Genomic DNA, 22,861 nt, shown 5'->3' with positions numbered 1-22,861 from the left:
TTCTTTGTTTTATTTCGTTAATTATAAGGATAACATTTTTAAAATCTCACCAATAATCCCATCCTTTTGATGAACACCTAAATCCGAGTTCGTCATAATAACAGCGCCATTACCTCGGTGTGGATTACATACCATCATACATTGAAATCCAACACCCCAGCCAAGTGAATGAATTTGTAAGTCTTCATTAGAATACTCTAGAAAAACACCTAACCCAGTCCATTTGGTGCATCCTTGAGGAGAAATCATATCTTGTACTGTTTTTTGAGAAAGTTCCAGTTTGCTATTTCCCTGTAAGGACTGAATGATTTCAATAATTAAAGTTGATAAGTCAGTTGGTGTTGTCCAAATGCCTGAAGCAGCTGCGAATGGATAAAATGGATACTTCTCATTTGTAATGGCGCCATCTTTATTATGTCCACAAGCAAATGTATCTAATTTATTTATATCTTCAGTAGGGAATACCGTACTATTCTTCAGTTGAAGTGGTTGAAAGATATATTCTTCAAGTAAAAGGTTGAATGGTTTTCCAGTTATATTTTCAAGTAGTAGTTCGATAATACAAAAGTTTGTGTCAGAGTAGTGAAATTCGCTTTCTGGTTTATAAGTTACCTCTATAGGTACGGGGCAATATAGTGTTTTACCGGCAAGGACCTCATCCATTTTAGGTAGACCTTGTACAAGTGTATAATGTTCAAAACTATTAGGAGGATCAATCATCCCAGATTGGTGACTTAATAAGTTTCGCAGCGTGACTTTTTTCTGTGAAGTAAATAGATTGGTAGGGATGTTCCAAGATGTGAGTCTATCATTTACGTCTTCATCTAAATGTACGATTCCTTGATCTGATAACGTTAGTACGAGCATTGAAGTGATGAATTTGCTAATAGAACAAGAATTGAATATGGAATCCGTAGTGACAGTTCTAGTTGTTCCAGATTCAAGTGTTCCGAAAGCAGTAGCTTCATCAAGTTTACCGTCACGTATAATGGCAAAGCTTAACCCTGAAACAGAATATTGGTTCATTTTCTCATATATATTGTTACTTTTTAAGTTCATAGTGACTCCTTTCTTTTAAAAACAGAATATTAAATTTATTATACAGTAGTAAATAGAGAGAAAAGGAAAACACTTCATCTTTTATCGATGAAGTGTTTTCATAGTTTAAGTTAATTCGAAGTAAATGCTTTAAAAAATTTATCTCTGTACATGTACATAAGCCATGAGGCTGTTATAAAGGAAATAAAGATTTGTTTGTTTTTAATTGGTGCATTGAAAACAAGCCAACCAACTATATCAAATAACAAATGTAGTGCAATTGAAAGAACTACAAATTGTAGTAACGTCTTAAAAAATCTTTTCATAAAGTGTCCCCCTAAAATAAAAGGTTTTATCCCGCATTAACGGGCAGTAAAACCCCCACTGATTAAAGTTTCACTTTTTCAACAGTGTTGTATATTACTATTATACATTAAATGTGTCCCGTGGTAAAATTTACATAAGTTACTTAAATAAAACATATGAAAGCTAGTGAGGAGGAATAGTCATGGAATTTTGGATGATCATACCGATAGCGGTCTTTGGGTTTATTTATATCGTTGAAAAATTAAATAAAATCGAAAAGAAAACGGATGCGCGTTTAAAGCGGATGGAAGATAGATTACAGCTAATTACGAAAGAAATGGGAATGATAGATAGAGAACCCGAAATTAATAAAGAGTTGCGGCAGCTTATGGAAGAAGGAAAAACAGTTACGGCAGTTAAGAGAGTAAGAGAGGCTTTTGGGTTTTCCTTACTAGAAGCGAAGCAATATGTTGATAAATTATAAAAAAGATCATCCATTTGGGTGATCTTTTTTCACTGCACCATACGTGTATTTACATAAGCAGCTATTATAACGTGGCCAATTATAATGATAGGAAATACGATTTTTGCATTAGGGGTAGTGAAGACACTACCAATTGTGGCGATAACACCAGCGGTTAAATTATAAAGACCAACTATCTTTGATAACTTAAATTTATCTGACACACGGCGTTCATTGAAACCTGATAAGAGCCAAGTGTATTGTTTTACTCCGATGAAATAAGCTAGTGCAAATGAAATGATGGCTAGTATGAATAATGATGGCGAAGCGAAGAGAGTCATTGAGAACACCTCCGTTAAAGGGCTATAAATAAATTATAGTATGAATGTTATAATTTAACAAAATACATTTTTGATTTTAAGTTTATTAAAAATGAGATATTTACGATGAAGGGAGATTACATATGAATATTTCGGAATTCCAGCAATATGTATCGAGTTTCAGTAAAGAAAAAGGATTTCAAGATACAACAATTGAAGAGCGTACGATGTATGCGATGGCGGAATTAGGTGAATTAGCGGAAGTTATATTAAAGCGTGATAAAATACAAGATTCGAAAAGAGAGATTGGTTTAGAAATGTTTGATGTAATTTGGAATGTATGTGATTTAGCAAACAAGTTAGAAATTGATTTAGAGAAGGCGTTTGAAGAAAAAATGATGATTAATAAAAAACGTGAATGGTAAAAGGAAGGTTAAAAAGCGCACAAAATTTTGTGCGCTTTTTATTAACGGTATGAAAAATATGTAAAAAAAGATGGAACAAACATTTGAGACGAATTGTCTAATATAGGAAATAACTATTTAGTTTGAAAGAAAGGGTGGAGAAAATGAAAAAGAATATATTATTAAAAGTAGGGGTATGTGTTAGTTTACTAGTAACAATTCAATTTGTTAGCACAATTTCTTCTGTGAAAGCGGAACAAAAGCTAGAGCAAAAAGTAATAAAGAATGAGACAGGAACTATTTCAATTTCTCAGTTAAACAAAAATGTATGGGTTCATACTGAGTTAGGTTATTTTAATGGAGTAGCAGTTCCTTCGAACGGTCTAGTTCTTAACACTTCTAAAGGGTTAGTGCTTGTCGATTCTTCTTGGGATGATAAGTTAACGAAGGAACTAATAGAGATGGTAGAAAAGAAATTTAAGAAGCGCGTAACGGATGTTATTATTACACATGCGCATGCTGATCGAATTGGCGGAATTAAAACGTTGAAAGAAAGAGGCATTAAAGCGCATAGTACAGCATTAACTGCGGAACTAGCAAAGAAAAATGGATATGAAGAGCCACTTGGAGACTTACAAACAATTACGAATATGAAGTTTGGAAATATAAAAGTAGAAACGTTCTATCCAGGGAAAGGGCATACAGAAGATAATATTGTCGTATGGTTACCGCAATACAACATTTTAGCTGGAGGCTGTTTAGTGAAATCTGCGGAAGCTAAAGATTTAGGGAATGTTGCTGATGCATATGTAAATGAATGGTCCACATCGATTGAGAATGTGTTGAACCGATATGGAAATATGAACTTAGTAGTGCCTGGTCATGGAGAAGTAGGGGACAGAGGATTACTTTTACATACATTGGATTTGTTGAAATAAGAAACTGTGGGAATATAAAAGCGAGGAGAAATAATTTTCTCCTCGCTTTCTTCTAACTATATTTAAATGCGAAGCTATCAATTATGCCTGCATAAGTTACTGAGATTTTAATTCCAAGTATACAAATACCAGTACCGTCATAATTGCTATAACAACGTAAGTAACATCAAGCATTATAAGTGTCTTTAAAGTTTCAGTCATCCTAATTCACCCCTGGTATGAAAATGTAACATAATCTCTTATCAATCAGTTAAGAGATTATAAAGATAACAATGTACATGAAATTTCTTAAGTAGTTCTATATAAATATATCATATAAATAATGTAAAAAATGTTAAGGTAGTGTAAATGTAATGTAAATAAAGCGATTTCCCATAAAATCTTTAATCAAAAAATTGATAGTTCTTCAAAATGAAAAAACGCTATTCTTTCTGTTGAATGATAGAAAGAATAGCGTTTTTGTATGCTTATTAGTTGCTAATAGTTCTCTAAATCAATCATCTAGCTATTTGAAAGCATTAACAAAGGTGTCCGTTTTTTAGCGCCAATAAAAATATTATGTCAACAATATGAACTGCCACAAATTTATATATATTATTGTGATTCATATCACATCCTTTTTTCCTAATGGGTATTATGCTTGATTTGTAAGGAATGATTGGGAGAGGGTGGGATGATATGTTTTGTTATCAATGTGAACAAACGCCAACAGGCGGATGTAAAGTGATGGGTGTTTGTGGTAAGAATGAAACAATTGCAAGTTTACAAGATACGATTGTGTTTGGATTAAAAGGAATTGCTGCTTATCGTACTCATGCTGCTCAGCTAGGGTATACAGATGCATTTGTAGATGCTACAACTCAAGAAGCGCTATATATGACATTAACAAATTCTAACTTTAATGAACAAGAACATATTGATATGGCTATGAAAGTAGGGAAATCGGCTTTACGAGTAATGGAGTTATTAGATGAGGCACATACGAATCACTTTGGTGTTCCGGAGCCTGTTCAAATTACGCAGAACCATGTAGAAGGTAAGGCAATTGTAGTTACTGGTCATAATTTATTTGCATTAGAAGAGTTATTAAAGCAAACAGAAGGAAAAGAAATTAATATTTATACGCATTCTGAAATGCTACCAGCACACGGATATCCACAACTGAAAAAATATAAACATTTAAAAGGAAACATCGGTAAGGCATGGTATGATCAACGACGCCTTTTCGAAAAATTTACAGGTGCCATATTAGCTACAACGAACTGTGTTATGCCAATTAAAGGATCATACTCTGATCGATTCTTTTCATATGATATTGCAGGTTTAGAGGGTGTACAAAAAATTGAAAATGATGATTTTGCACCATTGATTCAAAAAGCGCTTGAACTTCCAGAAGTACATATGGAGTCGGATGAGCAGTTAGTAACAGGGTTTCATCATAATACAGTATTATCATTAGCTCCGGAAATTATTAATGCAGTAAAAGAAGGAAAGATTAAGCGTTTCTTTGTCATCGCAGGTTGTGATGCTCCGGGAAAAGGCGGAGAATATTATCGTGAATTAGCAACGTCGCTTCCGCCAGAAACGGTTATTTTAACAACTTCTTGCGGGAAATTCCGTTTTAATGATGTGAGTTATGGTGTTGTACCTGGTACGGAGATTCCGCGTTACATTGATTTAGGACAATGCAATAATTCAATTTCTACAGTGAAAATAGCGGCCGCTTTAGCAGATGCTTTCCAATGTGAAGTGAATGAATTGCCAGTAAGTATTGTCTTATCATGGTTTGAACAAAAAGCGGTTGCTATTTTACTTGGGCTATTTAGTCTTGGAATTCAAGATATTCGCATTGGTCCAAAGGCGCCTGAATTTATTTCACCTGGTGTGCTTGATGTATTACAAGAGACATTCGGTTTAAAACTAATTACAACCGCAGCAGAAGACATGAATATGATGTTATCGTAACAAAAAGGATGTCCTATATGTAGAGTTGACTTTATAAAGAATTTGTATGTATTCGCAAGCTCATGTATTAAATGCACAGGTGCATTAGTAGAAGAACAAAAAAAAGATCCGTCCTTTTAATAAGGAGAGCTATCCACATTCATTAACTTCGGAATATTATAACGCCCAAAATAAAAATGCGGAATTTTTGTTTTGGGTATTTCCTTTTCTTAGCTGGATAGGTATGTGGTGAGATTTCTTAAGAAGAAAATAGGCAGTATCCAATAGATAGTAGCGGATTTAAGAAAAAATTTAAAAATCGAGTTGACATTCTATCTACATAGTCATACAATGTAGTGGTAATGAGTAATACTGAATAGCGTAGTTTTTAAAAATATATTCAGTATCCAATAGGCAAAAGCGGATTTAAGAAAAAATTTAAAAATCGAGTTGACATTACATCTACTTAGTCATACAATGTAGTTGTAATAAGTAATACTGAATAGTGAGGTTTCTCAAAAGCTATTCAGTAAAAATTAGCCTTAGTACTCTGTGATACTGAATATAAGTCAGACAGAATAGGGGGTAAAGGAGGATCAGAATATGGAAAATTTAACTGAAATGCTGAAAGGTTCGCTGGAAGGATGTGTTCTGGAAATCATTAGCCGCCGTGAAACTTATGGCTATGAGATTACCCGCCACCTGAATGAGCTTGGGTTTACTGAAGTCGTGGAAGGAACGGTCTATACCATCCTTGTGCGATTAGAGAAGAAAAAACTTGTGAATATTGAAAAGAAACCGTCAGACATGGGGCCGCCTCGCAAGTTTTATTCACTAAATGAGGATGGCCGTCAGGAACTTGAATTGTTTTGGAGAAAATGGGATTTTGTATCATCAAAAATTAACGTCTTGAAGTCAAACTAGCCTCATAAGATTAAATATTCGGCCGATATTTTGGGAGTTTCTTGTTCTGCTTTATAAAAAAGGAGGAAAAATAATATGTTGGAAATGTTCAAAAAATTAATTGGTGATAAAAAAGAGTACAAAATGATGATGGCACGTGTTGGAGCTCTGCCAGAGGACTATCAGTTTGTGTTTAAGAAAATTCAAAACTACATGTGGAATTTCTCAGCTGGTAACGGGATGGATATGCTACACATACAGTATGAACTAATCGATTTGTTTGAAGCCGGTGCGGAGGAAGGCAGACAAGTGCTAGAAATCACTGGGGAGGACGTGGCATCCTTTGCTGACGAACTAGTGGCAAACGCTAAAACTTATGTTTCCAAGTATCGTGAAGATTTGAATGAAAGTATCATGAAGCAATTGAGAAAAAAATAAATGCAACAGGTAATACCGACTGATTAGCTGGTTACAAATGTGAATTGACGCCACTGCTATTCAGTTATATTTTTAAATCAGTACTAAGTAATACAGATTATCAGTAATACTAAATAGAGGGTGTAGGCAGTCTATCTTTACAAAACATTTTTTTAGGAGGAAAAAAGCATGACCAATACAGCGATTTCTGTAAAAGGATTAAAAAAATCCTTTAAAGATAAGGAAGTGTTAAAAGGGGTAGATTTTGAAGTGCAGCGTGGCGAAATTTTCGCACTGCTGGGCTCAAATGGAGCGGGCAAGACGACGATAGTCAATATCCTCTCGACGCTGATGAAGCAAGATGGCGGCGAAGTAGGTATTTGTGGTTTTGACGTTCAGCGTCAACCGGATCATGTTCGTCAAAGTATCAGTCTGACAGGGCAGTTTGCAGCTTTAGACGGTATGCTCACGGGGAGAGAAAACTTGATAATGATTGCCAATTTGCGTGGAGTTTCTAGTCCTGCTCAAGTCGCTGATAATTTGCTTGCAAGATTCAGCCTGACTGATGCAGCCAACCAGAGGGCAGACCAGTACTCAGGTGGGATGAAGCGCCGGCTTGATATCGCGATGAGTTTGATTGGGACGCCAGCAGTCATTTTTCTCGATGAACCGACGACAGGGCTTGACCCCGAAGCGCGGATTGAAGTGTGGGATACCGTCAAGGAACTTGCCGGCGGCGGCACAACCATCTTGCTCACGACCCAGTATCTCGAGGAAGCCGAACAACTGGCGGACCGTATCGCTATCTTGCATGGCGGAAAAATTATTACGACTGGTACTCTTACAGAACTTAAAGAGATGTTCCCGCCAACAAAAGTGGAGTATATCGAGAAGCAGCCGACATTGGAAGAAATTTTCCTTGCGATCATTGGCAAAAAGGAGGAGATGTAAATGAAGAGCAAAACAGGGGTATTATTAGGGCGTTTAATGCGCAACATTATGCGCAGTCCGGATACAATTATTACGGTAGCGATTACGCCGATTATGATGATGCTGTTGTTTGTCTACGTATTTGGCGGCGCCATAAAGACAGGAACGGATAACTACGTCAATTATTTATTGCCGGGAATCTTGCTGATGGCTATCGCATCCGGTGTCGCTTACACTTCCGTACGGTTGTTTACGGATGTAAAGAGCGGGCTGATGGCACGTTTCATTACTATGCCTATCAAGCGTTCGTCGGTATTATGGGCTCACGTATTAACATCACTTGTTGCTAATGTGCTTACTATCGTGGTGGTTATTCTTGTTGCGCTCTTAATGGGCTTCCGTTCCAGTGCTAATATTCTGGATTGGCTCGCGGTAGCTGGAATACTCGGGATGTTTACGCTGGCGCTGACATGGTTGGCTATCATTCCTGGGTTGACAGCGAAGTCTATGGAAGGGGCGACAGCCTACTCGTATCCACTAATTTTTCTGCCCTTTATTAGTTCGGCCTTTGTTCCTACCGAAACTATGCCAAAAATTGTTCGTGCGTTCGCTGAAAACCAGCCTGTGACTTCAATCGTGAATGCGATTCGTGCCCTCTTATATGAAGGGACTGTTGGCAACGATATTTGGATTGCACTTGCTTGGTGTGTGGGCATTATGGTTATCGCTTACTTCTTCGCCGGCAAAGCATTTAAACGTCAGTTAGGGTAACACCACCAGTTCGGTGCACAATGACAACTAAACCTTCTGGAATAATATATATATGGGAAAATGGATTTAAATCACATTAATCTTAGTTATTGCTATAATTGTTAGTATTCTTACTGGTTATGCAGTTGGTACGTAAGTAGGCTCAGACGTTGAGAAAAAGCAGACTGAGAGAGTTAAAAGGGAAGAGATAATATTTTGACCTCAATTCTAATTGCCATATAATAAATGCAATTTTTATACATGAAAAGCCCACCTATTTCCGTAGGTGGGCTATATCTTTACTACACAATTCGAAAGTATACTCTCTTTTTCTAAATATGTAATTATGCATATTTAGAAAAAACTACACTTAATAAATATTACATATAGTAAATGGAAACTTATGGTGTAATTCTTTTAACAGGCTCAACATGATAACCATTATATAAGGTGCGTAGGCTCCTTTGGAAAAGTTCTTCTTTTCTGAAAAATGAATATTAATTCGTTATATGTAATAAAAATTCATGAGAATAATTTTATGTTTTCTAAATTTATTCCTTTACATCAATGTGTATTATTTATTACAACAGCTTCATGTCAAAGATAAGATGTGAAGGCAAAGGGAAATATAAGTATCTTTATAACGAGTTCCTAATATAATCAATGTGTTAACGAAAGGAACTCTGTATTATGTTTATTTTTCTATTAACTAATACAGCTTCAAAAAATAGACACAATTGCTACATACCAATTGTAATTTATTATCTATTCATAATTCTGTTTATTCTGTCTTTCTAAAAATAAAAAAATATTAGACTCGCAAATATAAACGTTATAATGAGGGCGTCGAGAGGTAACCGATTACCTACGAAGAAAATATCAAACATTTTAAAATTGGACAGACTGAAACGATTAATTACAGAAAGGTGTGTGACCAGAAGGGGGATTTCTTCAAAATAGTTTAGCAGCAGCGGATATCGTATTAGCTGGTGTAAACAATATCATCAATGGGTAAGTATAGGGTTGGAGGATAAATGCCTCGCACATTAAGAGAGACAGCTTTAGGTGGAATCGTTTACAATATGGTGCATCAAGTAAGCGGTTCATTTTTTAAGAATGGTCTATATTCTTAAGCCTAAAAAGAGACGTAAAAATAGGATACAAGGGGGATTTATTATATGAATGGGAATACTGCAAAAAAAATAGAATTTCAAGCTGAAAATACTGCAGTGAAAAATGAGAAATATCTAGATCCTAAAAAGTGGCATAAACAAGATACTACCTGGGCATTGAGCCTTTTTGGAACAGCAATTGGAGCAGGGGTGCTCTTTTTACCGATTAATGCAGGTTCAGGTGGTTTATTATCATTACTACTAATTACATTGCTTGCATATCCAGTTATGTATTACTCACATAGGGCACTTGCTAAAATGATTTACACTTCTAATTCTGCTGATGAGGGGATTACAGGCACAATAAGAGAGTATTTCGGAAATAAGGCAAGTATCATTTTTAACATCGTATATTTCGGCTCAATTTATACAATCGTATTGATGTATTCGGTTGCGCTTACAAATACCGCAAGTAGTTTTATCGTGCATCAATTGCACATGCCGGAGCCTCCAAGGGCCATTTTATCTCTTGTATTAGTGCTCGGCCTTATTGCTATACTAAATTTTGGTCAAGATATTACTGTGAAAATCATGAGTATGCTCGTATATCCTTTCATAGCTTCTCTACTTTTCATCGCAATATCTTTAATTCCACAGTGGAATACGTCAATGCTTAGCTTTTCAAGTGTTTCTACTGCTTCAACAGGAACAGGATATTTTGGAACGATATTAATGATTTTACCAATCATCGTATTCTCATTTAATCATTCACCTATGATTTCATCATTTGTTGTGAAACAGAAGGCTACGTATGGAATAGAAGCTACTGATGCTAAATGTGCACAAATACAAAAAGTTTGTTATATCATGACATTCGTTGTAGTTATGTTCTTCGTTTGGAGTAGTACACTGAGTTTGACTCCAGAGGATTTAAAAATGGCAAAAGAGCAAAACTTATCAATCCTTTCATATCTTGCTAATGAGCTTAATTCGCCTGTAATCACTATTGCAGCTCCAATCATTGCTTTTGTGGCTATTACAAAGTCTTTCCTTGGCCATTATATAGGAGCATTTGAGGTAATGCGTGACGTGATTATGAAGTTCGGTAAAACACGTGGAAAAGTTATTGAAGAAAAAACAATTAAGACAATGATTCTTACTTTTGTTGTATTAACATGCTGGTTTGTCGCTTATACAAATCCAAGTATTCTTGGAATTATTGATTCTCTGAGCGGTCCATTAGTTGCTGCTATCTTATGTCTATTACCGATGTATGCGATTAGTAAAGTACCAGTACTAGCTAAATACAAAGGGAAAATGAGCAATGTATTTGTTATTGTTGTAGGTATACTTACTGTCCTAGCAAGTATTAAGTCATTATTCTAATTCGCTATTGTTAGTTCAAGTGCTAAAATAGTGGGATATGAAAAAAGAATGAAAGAGATTATGGATAAGATAAGTCCATATTCGAATTTTAAACAAGCTGTTTTATGAGGGTTAAACTCTAATATAAAAAGACATGAACAAAGATTAGTTCATGTCTTTTTTTGTGTTGGCGTTATTCTTAGAAGAGCGTTTAAAGTAGCGGTAGCGAATAAAATGTTTTTACTAGGTATTTAAATAGAGGTAACTGGCATCTAGTCAAACTCAATATTATTTTGGGTTTAACTGGCCACTGCTTATGGGCAGTATAAACATAATCTCTCTTTTAAACCTTCTAACACTTCTTCAGGAACTTCCCTAATTTTGATATCTTTACCTAGGAAAAGTAGCCAATTTGTTATTTCTGTTAATTCATCGGGATTGTTAACATTGATAAAAGTTTTTAGAATGGCTGTGGATTGGTAAGGATTTGTATAGGAAATAGAAATTTTTAAGGGATGGTATTTTTTGAACTGGGCAATCGCTTTTGGACCAAGTTCAAGTACAAGGTTGAGTGCTTCGTCCTTCTTACTTAGTTTTTCTAAAATCTTTTTCTTACTTAATCTCTTTTTCGTCGTATAGGGTTCGACATTAATGAGATGATCGACAAGAAACATCTTCTTTTTTTCTTCTTTTATGCCAAAGCCTTCAATTATCCAATGGCTTTTTTCTTGATAAAGGTGTAGTAGATAAATTGGATAAGACTTGATTTCCTCCTCTTCTTTTACGGTAATCAATAAATGGCTATCCAAAAGAAGGATTTGGATGAGTTTTTCTAACATAGGATGGGGGAGGTCAGAAAGCTCAAGTAGGTCGGGATTATGGGGGTTAGTCCCTTCAAAAAGCAAGATTTGATTTAAAAGAACAAGGTCATCTTGCTGGATTTCTGAGATGAGTCCTAGTAGTTTTTCGGCTAAAGACTGACGACTCTTTAGATAGGGAAGTTGTTGATTTCTTGTGGCCATAAAGGCAATAAAAAGAGCTTTGACCTCATTATCAGTAAAGCGAACAACGGGCAGAATAGAGTTATGCATGACAAAATATCCCCCATCCCTTCCAACTTCAGCGACGAGCGGCATCCCCATGGCTTCAATCTCTCTAATGTCTCTAATTGCTGTCGATCGTGAGATGTTAAATTCTCGTATGATTTCAGAAATTGTAAAGTGGGAGCGGTTGTTAATATAGCGCATGATCGTATTAATCCGTTCAACTTTTTTCATGTTGGTCTCCTAAACAGTATCATTTTTTGACATGATTTAAAGATATTATAAACTCATCAAGTGAAAAGATAAATCGTTTGATTAATTTAAAAGTGAGGAAGGTTTTAAATATGAAAAATTATACAATAGAAGAAAAAGATAGCTTTATCGTGTTAGGTATTGGAACTGAACTTAAGAGCCACTATACAGACTTTGCGGGCATAAACAAGGAAAAGGCAGACTTTTGGCTGGCCGTCGAACAAGATGGAAGGTTGGACACTTTAAAAGCTTTAGCTACAAATGATTACATTTTTTCTGTGAGTGAAGCGGTGAATAACAAGATGATGTATTACGCTGGTGTCATGACAGAGGCAACGATACAAGAAGAATCTAGAGTTATCCAGTTTCCGGGGGGAGAATACCTAGTAGTTAAAGGGGAAGGCAATACAGCTGAGGAGCTAAGTAATAAGCTTACTGGTATTGCATTTGGTCAAGCATTAGCAGAAGTAAAAGATTTTTCCTATGTTGGTGGGCCAAATACAACAGTTGAGATGGGGCAGCGAAACGGCTTAGTATTTGGTGAAATATGGATTCCAGTTGTTAGGAAGTAAAGTGTTAAAAGGAGAGATGGAATTGTCCAATATAGTTGATTTTAAAAACGTAACTACAGCTGGCATGGAGTCTTCACCTGTAGCAGAAGCACTTGCTGGTTTACGTGCCCATGAAGCACGTTACTTTATGAATAAATACAAGCATGAATTTACGGTTGTACCAGCTAGTGAAAGCGGGGAGACTCTTGATTATGTGAACAGCATCTTGAAAGAAGAACGTGATATTGAGTTTGCGGTAAAACCTTTAGAAACATCGTGTTTTCAAGTGGAAAATATTAAATTTGCCTATGTCTTCTATGAGGATGGTCTTGCAGTCAACGTCATGTATACGTTGGATAACCCAAAGAAGCGGGCCGTTGGATTTAAGCTTTCTGAGGGAATGGAGATACCAACGGAGTTAGTAGAGAAGTTTAAGTTTGCTAGACAGAAGTCTAAACTTGCTGGAACAATTCGAGGTTCGTTTTTTGTAATTAAAGGAGAATATATTGCAAGTTGAAGAATCAGTCATTTGTTGTATTGAGTTATTCTTTTAAAAGGCGCGATTAAGGCTAACAATCTTGAATTGTTAGCCTTTTTTTACATAAGTATAATATTCATAGTCTGCTACACACTACGTTCAGATAAAATAAAACGAAAGGAAATTACTGTAGGGTGGTGGTGGCGTGAGCAAAAAAAGGCTATTTGAGTTATTCTTAGTAACTTTTGCTTTACTATTCCTTCATGTAAGCACATTTACTAATGAAAAATTGAATGATAAATTTGGTAACTTTACCTTCTTTGTTGTATTTCTCATGTTTTATATCAACGTTGCATTTATAGAACGGTATTTTGATGATATACAAAAGTGGATTCGAAATATCACATTTCTTCTTGCCTTGTTAGTAGTAACTTTAATATCACTATGGATAGGTTACTTTTAAAGCCTTGTGATTAAGGAAATTTTGTTTTGTTCTCTTTCCTTAACAACAAACAAGACGCGAACCAGATCATGGTAGCGCCTACGATAAGTACTATTGGTTTAATCATTAACAAGTATATCTGGACCCTTTTTCAACATATACGAGAAACCCGAAATAAATACGATACTAAATATAATAATGGAAGACCACATATTAAAATGAAATTCTTTACCTACAACTAAATAGTAGATGTTATGGACCAAGAAATTAGCACCTATGATAATCCCACCTAACATTGAACTAATTACAAGACTGAGTAAATAAAATTTGAGCTTCTGAAACATTTCCTCTCTACTCCTTTTCTAAAATCAACTTTATTCAGGATGTTTTAGAAAATTATACCATTTATTTTTCTAATATTCTTAAATCTATAATATATTTAAGGTTATTTTAAGAGAAGAAGAATTGCCTACCAAAATGTCCATTTCGAGGTTTCACCAATATGCCCATCAAGCTAATGAAACTAGTACCCCAAAAACAAAAAATGTATATTTTTATCTGGAGATGCCAATTTTCTCGTTTTAGGGATACTATAAAATTTTAGGTTGATAGCCATGTGGTCCCGCCACATTGCCATCAAGTTAAGAAACTCATTGTTCCCCCAAAATGAAAAAATGAACTACAATTGTTTACTGAGAAATTCCCCCGACATATGTCATCACATATCTTGGATAAATTAGCTAGAGAAATAGGATTTGTTCAACAGGAAAATAAATATTAGCATCTTTCTTCCAAGAACAAATAAAAGAAAGCGTTGATTCTTATCTTTATTATCCAGGAATATACTCAGGCGGCCAAGAAAATATTTAGTGCAATAGTTACTCGGAAGAATAACTGAAAAATAACATACGAGGAGATGGAAGAAATGAAAAACGAAAGAATTCAACAATTACAAGAAGATTGGGAGTTAGATAAACGTTGGAAAGGGGTAAAACGCCCGTATTGTGCCGAAGATGTTATTCGTCTTCGAGGATCTATCGATATTGAACATACACTAGCACGCCACGGTGCAGAAAAACTTTGGCAATTGCTTCATATAGAAGACTACATCAATGCGCTTGGTGCATTAACAGGAAATCAAGCAATGCAGCAAGTGAAAGCAGGTTTAAAAGCAATTTGTGTAAGTGGTTGGCAAGTAGCTGCTGATGCCAATTTATCTGGACATATGTATCCAGACCAAAGTTTATATCCAGTGAATAGTGTGCCCGCTGTTGTAAAAAGAATCAATCAAACGTTGCAACGTGCTGATCAAATTCAGCATATGGAAGGTGGCAGTGATATAGATTATTTCGTACCAATTGTTGCAGATGCAGAAGCTGGTTTTGGTGGGCAATTAAACGTATTTGAATTAATGAAAGGAATGATTGAAGCAGGTGCAGCAGGTGTACATTTTGAAGATCAGTTGTCTTCAGAAAAGAAATGCGGACATTTAGGTGGAAAAGTATTATTACCGACACAAACGGCGGTACGTAATTTAATTTCTGCTCGTTTAGCTGCGGATGTTATGGGCGTGCCGACAGTAATCGTGGCAAGAACAGATGCAGCAGATTTAATTACGAGCGACATTGATCCAATTGATCAAGAATTTATTACAGGAGAAAGAACAACGGAAGGTTTTTATCGTACAAAAGCGGGGCTCAATCAAGCAATTGCACGTGGCCTAGCATATGCACCGTACGCAGATCTTATTTGGTGTGAAACGTCTGAACCAAATTTAGAAGATGCGAAGCGTTTTGCAGAAGCAATTCATAAGAGATACCCAGGAAAGTTACTCGCATATAACTGTTCACCGTCGTTTAATTGGAAACAAAAATTAGATCAAAAAACAATTGAAAACTTTCAAAAAGAAATGGCATCATATGGTTACAAACTCCAATTTGTAACACTTGCAGGATTCCATTCGTTAAACCACAGTATGTTCGAATTAGCACGCGGCTATAAAGAACGTGGTATGGCAGCGTATTCTGAATTACAACAGGCCGAATTTGCAGCAGAAGAGCATGGTTATTCTGCTATGCGTCATCAACGAGAAGTCGGAACAGGTTACTTTGACGAAGTAGCACAAGTGATTACGGGTGGAACTTCATCTACGACAGCGCTGAAAGGTTCTACGGAAGAATTGCAGTTTAAAGATAATTAATTCAGTTATTGTGGAGAAAGTCTTAAATAACATTGGGATTTTGAACAAAAATTGCATGAGAAACATATATGTAATATTCAATTTGTTTTGAATTTTATCAATGTGGTTGTTGCATTTTAAATTATAATATAAGTAACTCTTTTTATTGCTATATATCTGTCATTTCTTGTTACAGAATCCTTATTACAAGGATTCTATTTTTTTGCATTAAATTTCTACAAACAAAAAAGATAAGATCGGAGAATTCAATCTTATCTTTAGTACAAGGAGTACACATAAGGGATAATCATCATATTTTTATCACACTTTATTTTTTGAATTTTGAATATTGAAACTATAAATAACAAGTATATCTATATTGAGAAATTTATTTGTAAATGTTTCAAATTAGAAAAGGTTAGCTCCTCACTTCACCCCAGCCAAAAACCTTACACCCAAAAACGAAGGGAAACTCAATTATCAAACTCATATTAAGTTTCAATCTTGCCTAAGCACCCATTAGGATATACAACTGATCATCTATTTTTCTTTACATAATCTCCAGATACAGTCCATATCAACTATAGATTCTTGTCTTATGCTAAATGTAGTTCCAAACAAAACAAGGAGGTAATGAAAAATGATTAAAACATTATTAGCAGGAGCACTTTTAAGTACAGGATTGGTAGCGGGGGGTGCAGTAGGTGCAGATGATGCGAAAATGGACAATTTAAAATCAAATGAAGATAGTTCAAATCAAGTAATTACACGGAGTGCAGATGGAACAACATCTTTCTCACAAAACTTTGATGTACCTAAAGATGCAGTGCCAGCAGCTCCTAAAGGAGATGCAAAAACTGTTGAAAGAACAGAGGGCACAGGTTCTCAAGAAGGAAAAATGGTACCAACAAAAGAAGGAAATTAAATAATATATAGTTATAACGAAGAGCATCCAAAAAGTGGTGCTCTTTTTATATTATAGGGATTAACTAGTTTTACTCAATATAGAACTGTAGCGGGAATTCAAGCTAGAATATGGGTTACTGTCTCTTCAAATCATGGTGTTTGAAGCACTAGTTTTGGTGGTAACGTTACAACATAAACATTTTATTAGAGATTTTTTAAATTTACATACACTCTAGATAAACTACATATTAACTTCAGATACTTGTTTTATGATACAAGTAATCAAACAAAAGGAGGGCAATACAAAAAATGATTAAACAGTATTAACAGGGCACTCTTTTAAGTACAGGAGATTATTAACAGGTGGAGAAAATGTTGAAGATGTACAGACAGATAAACATATTCCATATGAACAAAATGAATTGTAACAAACTCTAGAAAAGTACGATTCGAAGAAATTTGAGTTATAAAAAGAAAATAGATAAATATAGTGAAAATAGATAAATTGACAAGAGAAAAGCACTTTGTGTATATCACAGGTGCTTTTTATTTTCATTTTGATATAGGGCTTGAATTAAATTTTTACACTAAAATATATACGGCAAAAAGGGGGGAGTTCATTGCACAAAGTTATTTATGGAATATTAATTTTAATTTATACTTTGTATTCATTTTTTGTAAGTGATGGAAGTGAAGTAAGGTTTATTATGGTGTTAACTATAGTACTTATCTTTTCTGTAGTTTTAGAAAAAGGAAATGCAAACAAAACGACTGATTAAAGGTCTTTTTGTTTGCATTTTTTAGTTGGCTATTAAAGTCCAGATGTTTTAGGGATAGCACGAAATCGCCATCAAGCTTAAAGAACGATTTATCCCCAAACAATAAATACGAGCAACATGCATAAAATTTTCGTTCTGGAGGTGGTATGAGATTTTGATTTGATGGAGATTTGACGCTACCCCTATAAAGGTATAGTTTTCGTACTTTCATATACAATCATGTCACTTAAGTAATGTGAGCGTCGCTGCTATTACATTGTCGACAAATGAACGTTGGGGGCGAGATTTCATCATAACCGTTAGACCGATTAACGCTACAATCAGTGCCTGTGCCAAAGACTTTGCATCTGTGTTGACTTCCAGCTCACCTGATTGGATTCCTCGTTCGATCGTCTCCTGAAAAATGACGGCGAGGTACATTTGATGTTCTCTGGTCAAAATTTCAAATCTCTCATCATGAGGTGCTAATTCAACCATTGTATTGATACAAAAACAACCTTTACTAAGATCCCCTGCGTATTCTTCATTGACGACATCGGCAAAGAAAATAGAAAATGCCTCTTTTACAGAGGAGTGACTTTGAAGCCTATTTCGTATATCAGAGGCCCGAGACATTGTATACCTGCGAAGTGCGGCTTCAAACAATTCTTTCTTATCTCCAAAAGTCGAATAAATACTAGGGCGTTGAATGCCCATTCTAGAAGTAAGATCACTTAATGAGGTAGCCTCATATCCCTTCTCCCAAAATAACTGCATTGCTGCATCTAAAACTTGATCCTCATCAAATTCACGGGTTCTTGCCATTAAGAATTCTCCTCCTCAAACTTTGATTTTATTAATTGTTTTAGGATAGGTGTGTAGGTAATTACAATTGTTGTTTTTATTACCAAACAGTATGTAATTATTATATAATTAGCCATTCTTCCTGTCAAATCAAGCTCCGTTCATTTAATGCAATATTAATTTTAGTGCAAAAAATCGTTGACATCATGAATAAGGCTAAGTTATATTTACCAGTAATCATATTGTACTGAACGGTATGTTATGATTGAAAATCTAATGTGATTGGAGGTTAAGGTATGTGCAGAACAGAGACAAATATAGAAGATGATCCACTCTACACTAAGATAAGTCATAAATCTTCCATAACAAAACCTAATTTGAATCAACAGCCATCCATGTCTCACGCTTTGGCATTATTGTTTGCGACTGCCTGTGGAATGTCTGTTGCCAATATTTACTTTGCACAGCCGTTGCTTGATCAACTATCTAATGAGTTTAGTATTAACCATTCCATTATTGGTATTGTTATTACCGTTACACAAATTTTTTATGGAGTGGGATTACTGCTACTCGTACCGCTTGGAGATTTGCTAAACCAGCGACGTCTAATTGTCGGTCAGATGCTATTATCTACAACAGCTCTGGTTATAGTTGGTACTGCTTCCTCCAGCATGGTACTTTTCGCAGGTATGGCTTTGGTGGGTCTGCTTGCAGTTGTGACACAGACTCTCGTGGCGTTTGCAGCGACCATCGCTTCCCCTACAGAAAGAGGACGTGTCGTTGGCATTGTAACAAGTGGGATTGTTATTGGCATACTTCTTGCACGTACTTTTGCTGGTATATTAACAGATGTTGCGGGATGGCGTTCTGTATATCTATTTTCTGCTGCGCTCATGCTTTTGATGGTTTTTATGTTTATAAAGATGTTGCCCAATGTTGAGCGCGAGGTAAAATCGCTATCTTACCCTCAGTTGATTAGATCGGTGCTTGCTTTGTTTATTCAAGAACGAACGTTACGCGTTCGCTCCGTTCTAGCCATGCTGATTTTTGCTGATTTCAGCATTTTGTGGACTTCACTAGTACTGCCACTTAGTACACCTCCAATTGCTCTATCTCATAGTGCAATTGGCGCATTCGGTCTTGTAGGTGTGGCTGGAGCCTTAGCTGCGGCACGGGCAGGGAAATTGGCCGATCAAGGTTACGGACAACGAACGACAGGTATTGCTTTAGCTCTATTATTGATTTCATGGTTGTTCATCAGTTATATAGAGCAGTCGTTAATCGCATTAGTGATAGGGATAGTTCTACTTGATTTGGCCGTACAGGCAATACATGTCACGAATCAAACCATGATCCTTCCATTGCATACAGAAGCACGGAGTCGACTTACTGCTGGATATATGGTGTTTTATTCTATCGGCAGTGCTGGTGGTTCAATTGCTTCGACTCAAATATACGCACACTTTGGCTGGGGAGGGGTTTCCTTACTTGGAGCCTCTGTCAGTGCTTTCGCTCTTCTTTTTTGGGCTATGACCAGACGAGTTAAGATTTCATGAAATAAACGTGTGTTAGCCAATATGAGAAACACGTTACTACCATAAAGGAAATGCTTAATTTTTTTGACTTAAAATCTAATTGGACTAGGAGAGATAACAAATGGAAATAGGTATTACGTCTTTTGTAGAAACGAAACCAGATGTACATAGTGGTGAAGTGATAAGTCACGCACAGCGATTGCGTGAAGTTGTTGAAGAAATCGTTCTTGCTGATCAAGTAGGACTTGATGTGTTTGGTGTTGGTGAGCACCATAGGAAGGATTATGCAGCATCCTCTCCAGCGATGGTTCTATCAGCGGCGGCACCACAAACGAAAAAGATACGGCTCGCGAGTGCAGTAACTGTGCTTTCTTCAGCTGATCCTGTGCGCGTTTTTCAGGATTTTTCTACACTGGATGGCATTTCAAATGGACGCGCAGAGATTATGGCGGGTCGTGGTTCCTTTATCGAATCTTTTCCATTGTTTGGCTATAACTTGAAGGACTATGAAGAACTGTTTGAAGAACATTTGGACCTACTGCTCAAAATACGTCAGTCCGAAAAAGTGACTTGGGAAGGCGGACATCGACCAGCAATTAATAATTTAGGTGTGTATCCAAGACCTGTTCAAAATCCTTTACCGATATGGGTTGGTAGCGGTGGAAATCAGGAGTCTGCTATCCGTGCCGGTTTTCTGGGATTACCACTTATGCTGGCGATTATTGGTGGTAGCCCAATGCACTTTGCACGAATTGTACAGCTATATAAGAAAGCGGCGGCTCACGCTGGTCATGATGTATCAAAACTTCAGGTGGGATCTCATTCAATTGGATTTGTTGGAGAGAATACGGAATTGGCAGCAGATACATTTTTCCCTTCCACTCAGGCAGGCATGAATAAACTTGGTAAAGAGCGGGGGTGGCCTTATTATGATCGTTCCAGCTTTGATGCTGCACGAAGTTTTGAAGGGGCGTTGTATGTTGGTGATCCAGATACAGTCGCCGAAAAAATCATACATCTTCGTAAGCATGTAGGGATTACACGCTTTATGATGTATGTACCATTAAGTACCATGCCACATGATCAAGTCATGCGTGCCATAGAATTGCTTGGAACAGAAGTTGCCCCTCGTGTAAGAGAGGAAATTGCCAAATGGGAAGTTGAAGGAGAACAGGAGACACATCTATTCCGTTAATTATTCCATAAGGATTGCATCAAGTTCCATTATTTAATTGGAGGAATTTATATGAAAATTGACAGTCGAGTATTACCAGAATTAAAACAGGCTTTCTCACAATTTCCAGGCTTTCAATTAGAGGGGGATTTGGAGGCGAGTCGAAGTCTCTTGTCGAATCCACATTTGGAAAAATCAGAGCTTGTACACATGACCAAGCGAATGATTCCTGGCGCAGCCGGCGATATGTTAGTTAAAATTTACGAACCCGTTGAGAAAAATCTTGATAAACTTCCAGCTATGCTGTGGATTCACGGTGGTGGATACGTAATGGGCCACCCTGATATGGACGATGTTTTGTGTGAACGCTTTGTTCAGACTGCTGAATGCGTTGTTGTGTCTGTCGATTATCGACTTGCGCCCGAACATCCTTATCCAGCGGCTATTGAAGATTGTTATGCATGCTTGGTTTGGATGACAAATGAGGCAGACTCGCTTGGAATTGATGTGAATAGAGTTGCGATCGCCGGTGCAAGTGGAGGCGGTGGACTAACAGCGGCACTTGCGTTAATGGCTCGTGATAAAGGAGGTCCATCTATTATTTTTCAGATGCCGCTGTACCCGATGCTTGATAGCCACAACATAACACCATCAAGCTATGAGATTATAGAAGACAATGCAACATGGAATAGATCAAACAATTTAACGGCTTGGAATATGTACTTGGGAAAGAAGAACGATACTAACGAATCATATCCCTATGCCGTACCTTCGAGAGCAGACAACTTAGCAGGACTACCGCCAACTTATACATGTGTAGGTCAACTCGATTTATTCCGAGATGAAATTATTGAATATGTAACACGACTTGCACAAGCAGGAGTAGATGTTGAATTTCATCTCTACCCCGGCTGCTTCCATTGCTTTGAAGTGCTTGTGCCTGAAGCCGAAGTGAGTCAGCGTGCCAGTCAGAATTATTTTGATGCGATGGCACGGGCGCTTCATCCATAACTTATCTTAGTTCAGTCATCGGGGTGTTCAACTGAAGGCATGAGTGATAGCTCTAAATTTATTCGATGAGTAGAGATTACAGAAAGAAGTACAAATAGTGCCACCATATACTTTGAATTTTGCCCCTTACTCATTGATTAAAAACAGGAAATACTTCAAAGTTGGAATAGTTAATCAAGGTTTCAAAATAGTGTGCTAGCAATTCAACTTTTTTACTGCGGTTACGATGATAAGCACAATCAAAACTTTGGAGCGGTTTTTTTCGTAAGTCGAGTTACTTTTTTAATCGCATTCATACTAAACAGCAGCAGGAAAGGGAGCCAATTGAACATTGGCACCGTTTATAAGAAGCGATAGACTGCATCCTTAGCTGGATATTCATTTCAAGCTCGGAAAAAATAGAATTAAGTTCTTTTGGTAGTTGATGATATTGGTTATTTTGAGCTATTGTAGTTAAGGCACCTCTTCTGTGGTAGTGATTTCTAGGTAATCTCACTATACCAAGGATCGAGGTGTTTTTCATTTTACTCAAGTTGTACAGTACACAATTGATAGACTCTAAATTCAATATAGCTAAATCTCCCCGCTTATTTTATAGGTGCGAAAGTTGAGTTATGTAATTCCCATCTTAATGAAGAATTATTGAAATATATTTCTCCATTAGAATGGGAACACATTAATATTCTAGGAAAATACCGATTTAGTATAAAAGAAATTGCATCATTAGACTCCCTACGATCACTACAAACAACTTAACAGTAAAAAGCCAATTATTCTCTTAGAGTACCGTTGAAGTGGCCCCCCCAAGTTTTAAAGTGGGTTAAAAAAGGGGGGGACG

23 protein-coding genes and 2 pseudogenes are annotated in these 22,861 nt (G+C 36.4%); 19 read left to right on the top strand and 6 right to left on the bottom strand.

Going from position 1 to position 22,861, the window contains the following annotated elements:
• Nucleotides 1-21 precede the first annotated feature (21 nt).
• Both MR066_RS16870 and MR066_RS16865 read right to left on the bottom strand, forming a co-directional pair.
• Nucleotides 22-1,059 (bottom strand): serine hydrolase domain-containing protein, encoded by a 1,038-nt coding sequence (locus tag MR066_RS16870; protein ID WP_242247814.1) that lies wholly within the window; start codon nucleotides 1,057-1,059, stop codon nucleotides 22-24.
• Nucleotides 1,060-1,169: 110 nt separating this feature from the next.
• Nucleotides 1,170-1,364 (bottom strand): hypothetical protein, encoded by a 195-nt coding sequence (locus MR066_RS16865; protein WP_002087600.1) that lies wholly within the window; start codon nucleotides 1,362-1,364, stop codon nucleotides 1,170-1,172.
• A 182-nt stretch (nucleotides 1,365-1,546) separates the two neighbouring features.
• Here MR066_RS16865 and MR066_RS16860 point away from each other — a divergent pair, with 182 nt between their 5' ends.
• The gene (locus MR066_RS16860; RefSeq protein ID WP_242247812.1) at nucleotides 1,547-1,828 is read left to right on the top strand and encodes a hypothetical protein; all 282 of its coding nucleotides are present in this window, start codon (nucleotides 1,547-1,549) and stop codon (nucleotides 1,826-1,828) included.
• A 29-nt stretch (nucleotides 1,829-1,857) separates the two neighbouring features.
• Here MR066_RS16860 and MR066_RS16855 read toward each other — a convergent pair whose 3' ends face one another.
• Complete coding sequence (locus MR066_RS16855) at nucleotides 1,858-2,148, bottom strand: DUF3784 domain-containing protein (protein ID WP_016100932.1); 291 nt, start codon at nucleotides 2,146-2,148, stop codon at nucleotides 1,858-1,860.
• Between the two features lie 122 nt (nucleotides 2,149-2,270).
• Between MR066_RS16855 and MR066_RS16850 the strand changes: the two genes are divergently transcribed.
• The 8 genes from MR066_RS16850 to MR066_RS16815 all read left to right on the top strand — a co-directional run bounded on the left by MR066_RS16850 (nucleotide 2,271) and on the right by MR066_RS16815 (nucleotide 10,911).
• On the top strand, nucleotides 2,271-2,552 hold the full coding sequence (locus MR066_RS16850) for a MazG nucleotide pyrophosphohydrolase domain-containing protein (protein ID WP_012261329.1): 282 nt from the start codon (nucleotides 2,271-2,273) through the stop codon (nucleotides 2,550-2,552).
• Between the two features lie 143 nt (nucleotides 2,553-2,695).
• Entirely contained in the window at nucleotides 2,696-3,469 is a 774-nt protein-coding gene (bla2, locus tag MR066_RS16845) for a BcII family subclass B1 metallo-beta-lactamase (RefSeq protein ID WP_242247810.1), read from the top strand.
• A 678-nt stretch (nucleotides 3,470-4,147) separates the two neighbouring features.
• Complete coding sequence (gene hcp, locus MR066_RS16840) at nucleotides 4,148-5,434, top strand: hydroxylamine reductase (protein ID WP_002137545.1); 1,287 nt, start codon at nucleotides 4,148-4,150, stop codon at nucleotides 5,432-5,434.
• Between the two features lie 582 nt (nucleotides 5,435-6,016).
• Nucleotides 6,017-6,337, top strand: coding sequence for a PadR family transcriptional regulator (locus MR066_RS16835; RefSeq protein WP_002128372.1), 321 nt, complete (start codon nucleotides 6,017-6,019; stop codon nucleotides 6,335-6,337).
• A gap of 75 nt (nucleotides 6,338-6,412) precedes the next feature.
• The gene (locus MR066_RS16830; RefSeq protein ID WP_242247806.1) at nucleotides 6,413-6,754 is read left to right on the top strand and encodes a DUF1048 domain-containing protein; all 342 of its coding nucleotides are present in this window, start codon (nucleotides 6,413-6,415) and stop codon (nucleotides 6,752-6,754) included.
• A 168-nt stretch (nucleotides 6,755-6,922) separates the two neighbouring features.
• Nucleotides 6,923-7,684 carry an ABC transporter ATP-binding protein gene (locus MR066_RS16825; protein WP_016100935.1) on the top strand — a complete coding sequence of 254 codons (762 nt, stop codon included), beginning with the start codon at nucleotides 6,923-6,925 and terminating at the stop codon, nucleotides 7,682-7,684.
• A complete protein-coding gene (locus MR066_RS16820; protein ID WP_002014105.1) occupies nucleotides 7,685-8,434 on the top strand; it encodes an ABC transporter permease in 750 nt (249 codons plus the stop codon).
• A gap of 1,157 nt (nucleotides 8,435-9,591) precedes the next feature.
• Entirely contained in the window at nucleotides 9,592-10,911 is a 1,320-nt protein-coding gene (locus tag MR066_RS16815; protein ID WP_016100936.1) for an aromatic amino acid transport family protein, read from the top strand.
• A gap of 293 nt (nucleotides 10,912-11,204) precedes the next feature.
• On the opposite strand, the gene MR066_RS16810 is transcribed toward MR066_RS16815, so the two are convergent.
• Nucleotides 11,205-12,167 (bottom strand): helix-turn-helix transcriptional regulator, encoded by a 963-nt coding sequence (locus MR066_RS16810; RefSeq protein WP_242247805.1) that lies wholly within the window; start codon nucleotides 12,165-12,167, stop codon nucleotides 11,205-11,207.
• Between the two features lie 110 nt (nucleotides 12,168-12,277).
• Here MR066_RS16810 and MR066_RS16805 point away from each other — a divergent pair, with 110 nt between their 5' ends.
• The 3 genes from MR066_RS16805 (at nucleotide 12,278) to MR066_RS16795 (ending at nucleotide 13,677) form a co-directional block, all read left to right on the top strand.
• On the top strand, nucleotides 12,278-12,757 hold the full coding sequence (locus MR066_RS16805; protein ID WP_242247803.1) for a GyrI-like domain-containing protein: 480 nt from the start codon (nucleotides 12,278-12,280) through the stop codon (nucleotides 12,755-12,757).
• Nucleotides 12,744-13,253 (top strand): phage tail protein, encoded by a 510-nt coding sequence (locus MR066_RS16800; RefSeq protein ID WP_242248035.1) that lies wholly within the window; start codon nucleotides 12,744-12,746, stop codon nucleotides 13,251-13,253. Before MR066_RS16805 ends, MR066_RS16800 begins: the two co-directional genes overlap by 14 nt.
• A 166-nt stretch (nucleotides 13,254-13,419) precedes the next feature.
• Nucleotides 13,420-13,677, top strand: a complete 258-nt coding sequence (locus MR066_RS16795) for a DUF3963 domain-containing protein (RefSeq protein ID WP_002128363.1) — start codon at nucleotides 13,420-13,422, stop codon at nucleotides 13,675-13,677.
• A gap of 98 nt (nucleotides 13,678-13,775) precedes the next feature.
• On the opposite strand, the gene MR066_RS16790 is transcribed toward MR066_RS16795, so the two are convergent.
• Nucleotides 13,776-14,000, bottom strand: coding sequence for a hypothetical protein (locus tag MR066_RS16790; protein ID WP_002190252.1), 225 nt, complete (start codon nucleotides 13,998-14,000; stop codon nucleotides 13,776-13,778).
• Nucleotides 14,001-14,581: 581 nt separating this feature from the next.
• On the opposite strand from MR066_RS16790, the gene aceA reads away from it, so the two are divergent.
• The 4 genes and pseudogenes from aceA (at nucleotide 14,582) to MR066_RS16775 (ending at nucleotide 17,520) form a co-directional block, all read left to right on the top strand.
• On the top strand, nucleotides 14,582-15,856 hold the full coding sequence (aceA, locus tag MR066_RS16785) for an isocitrate lyase (RefSeq protein ID WP_242247801.1): 1,275 nt from the start codon (nucleotides 14,582-14,584) through the stop codon (nucleotides 15,854-15,856).
• 619 nt (nucleotides 15,857-16,475) lie between these two features.
• Nucleotides 16,476-16,754, top strand: a pseudogene (locus MR066_RS16780) (hypothetical protein); the annotation flags it as partial.
• A gap of 249 nt (nucleotides 16,755-17,003) precedes the next feature.
• A pseudogene (locus tag MR066_RS27305) lies at nucleotides 17,004-17,245 on the top strand (hypothetical protein).
• 116 nt (nucleotides 17,246-17,361) lie between these two features.
• Entirely contained in the window at nucleotides 17,362-17,520 is a 159-nt protein-coding gene (locus MR066_RS16775) for a hypothetical protein (RefSeq protein WP_002087303.1), read from the top strand.
• 222 nt (nucleotides 17,521-17,742) lie between these two features.
• On the opposite strand, the gene MR066_RS16770 is transcribed toward MR066_RS16775, so the two are convergent.
• Nucleotides 17,743-18,324 carry a TetR/AcrR family transcriptional regulator gene (locus MR066_RS16770; protein ID WP_000124675.1) on the bottom strand — a complete coding sequence of 194 codons (582 nt, stop codon included), beginning with the start codon at nucleotides 18,322-18,324 and terminating at the stop codon, nucleotides 17,743-17,745.
• 275 nt (nucleotides 18,325-18,599) lie between these two features.
• Between MR066_RS16770 and MR066_RS16765 the strand changes: the two genes are divergently transcribed.
• The 3 genes from MR066_RS16765 (at nucleotide 18,600) to MR066_RS16755 (ending at nucleotide 22,023) form a co-directional block, all read left to right on the top strand.
• Nucleotides 18,600-19,859: an MFS transporter gene (locus MR066_RS16765; protein WP_242247800.1), complete on the top strand. Its 1,260-nt coding sequence runs from the start codon at nucleotides 18,600-18,602 to the stop codon at nucleotides 19,857-19,859.
• A 100-nt stretch (nucleotides 19,860-19,959) separates the two neighbouring features.
• The gene (locus MR066_RS16760) at nucleotides 19,960-21,033 is read left to right on the top strand and encodes an LLM class flavin-dependent oxidoreductase (protein ID WP_215586665.1); all 1,074 of its coding nucleotides are present in this window, start codon (nucleotides 19,960-19,962) and stop codon (nucleotides 21,031-21,033) included.
• A gap of 51 nt (nucleotides 21,034-21,084) precedes the next feature.
• Entirely contained in the window at nucleotides 21,085-22,023 is a 939-nt protein-coding gene (locus tag MR066_RS16755; protein ID WP_215586664.1) for an alpha/beta hydrolase, read from the top strand.
• The last annotated feature ends 838 nt before the right edge of the window (nucleotides 22,024-22,861 follow it).

The sequence above is a fragment of the Bacillus cereus group sp. BfR-BA-01523 genome, assembly GCF_022662615.1.
GTDB classification, from domain to species: domain Bacteria; phylum Bacillota; class Bacilli; order Bacillales; family Bacillaceae_G; genus Bacillus_A; species Bacillus_A mycoides.
The sequence above is the reverse complement of the archived record's forward strand: the minus strand, read 5'-3'. Positions and strand labels throughout refer to the sequence as shown.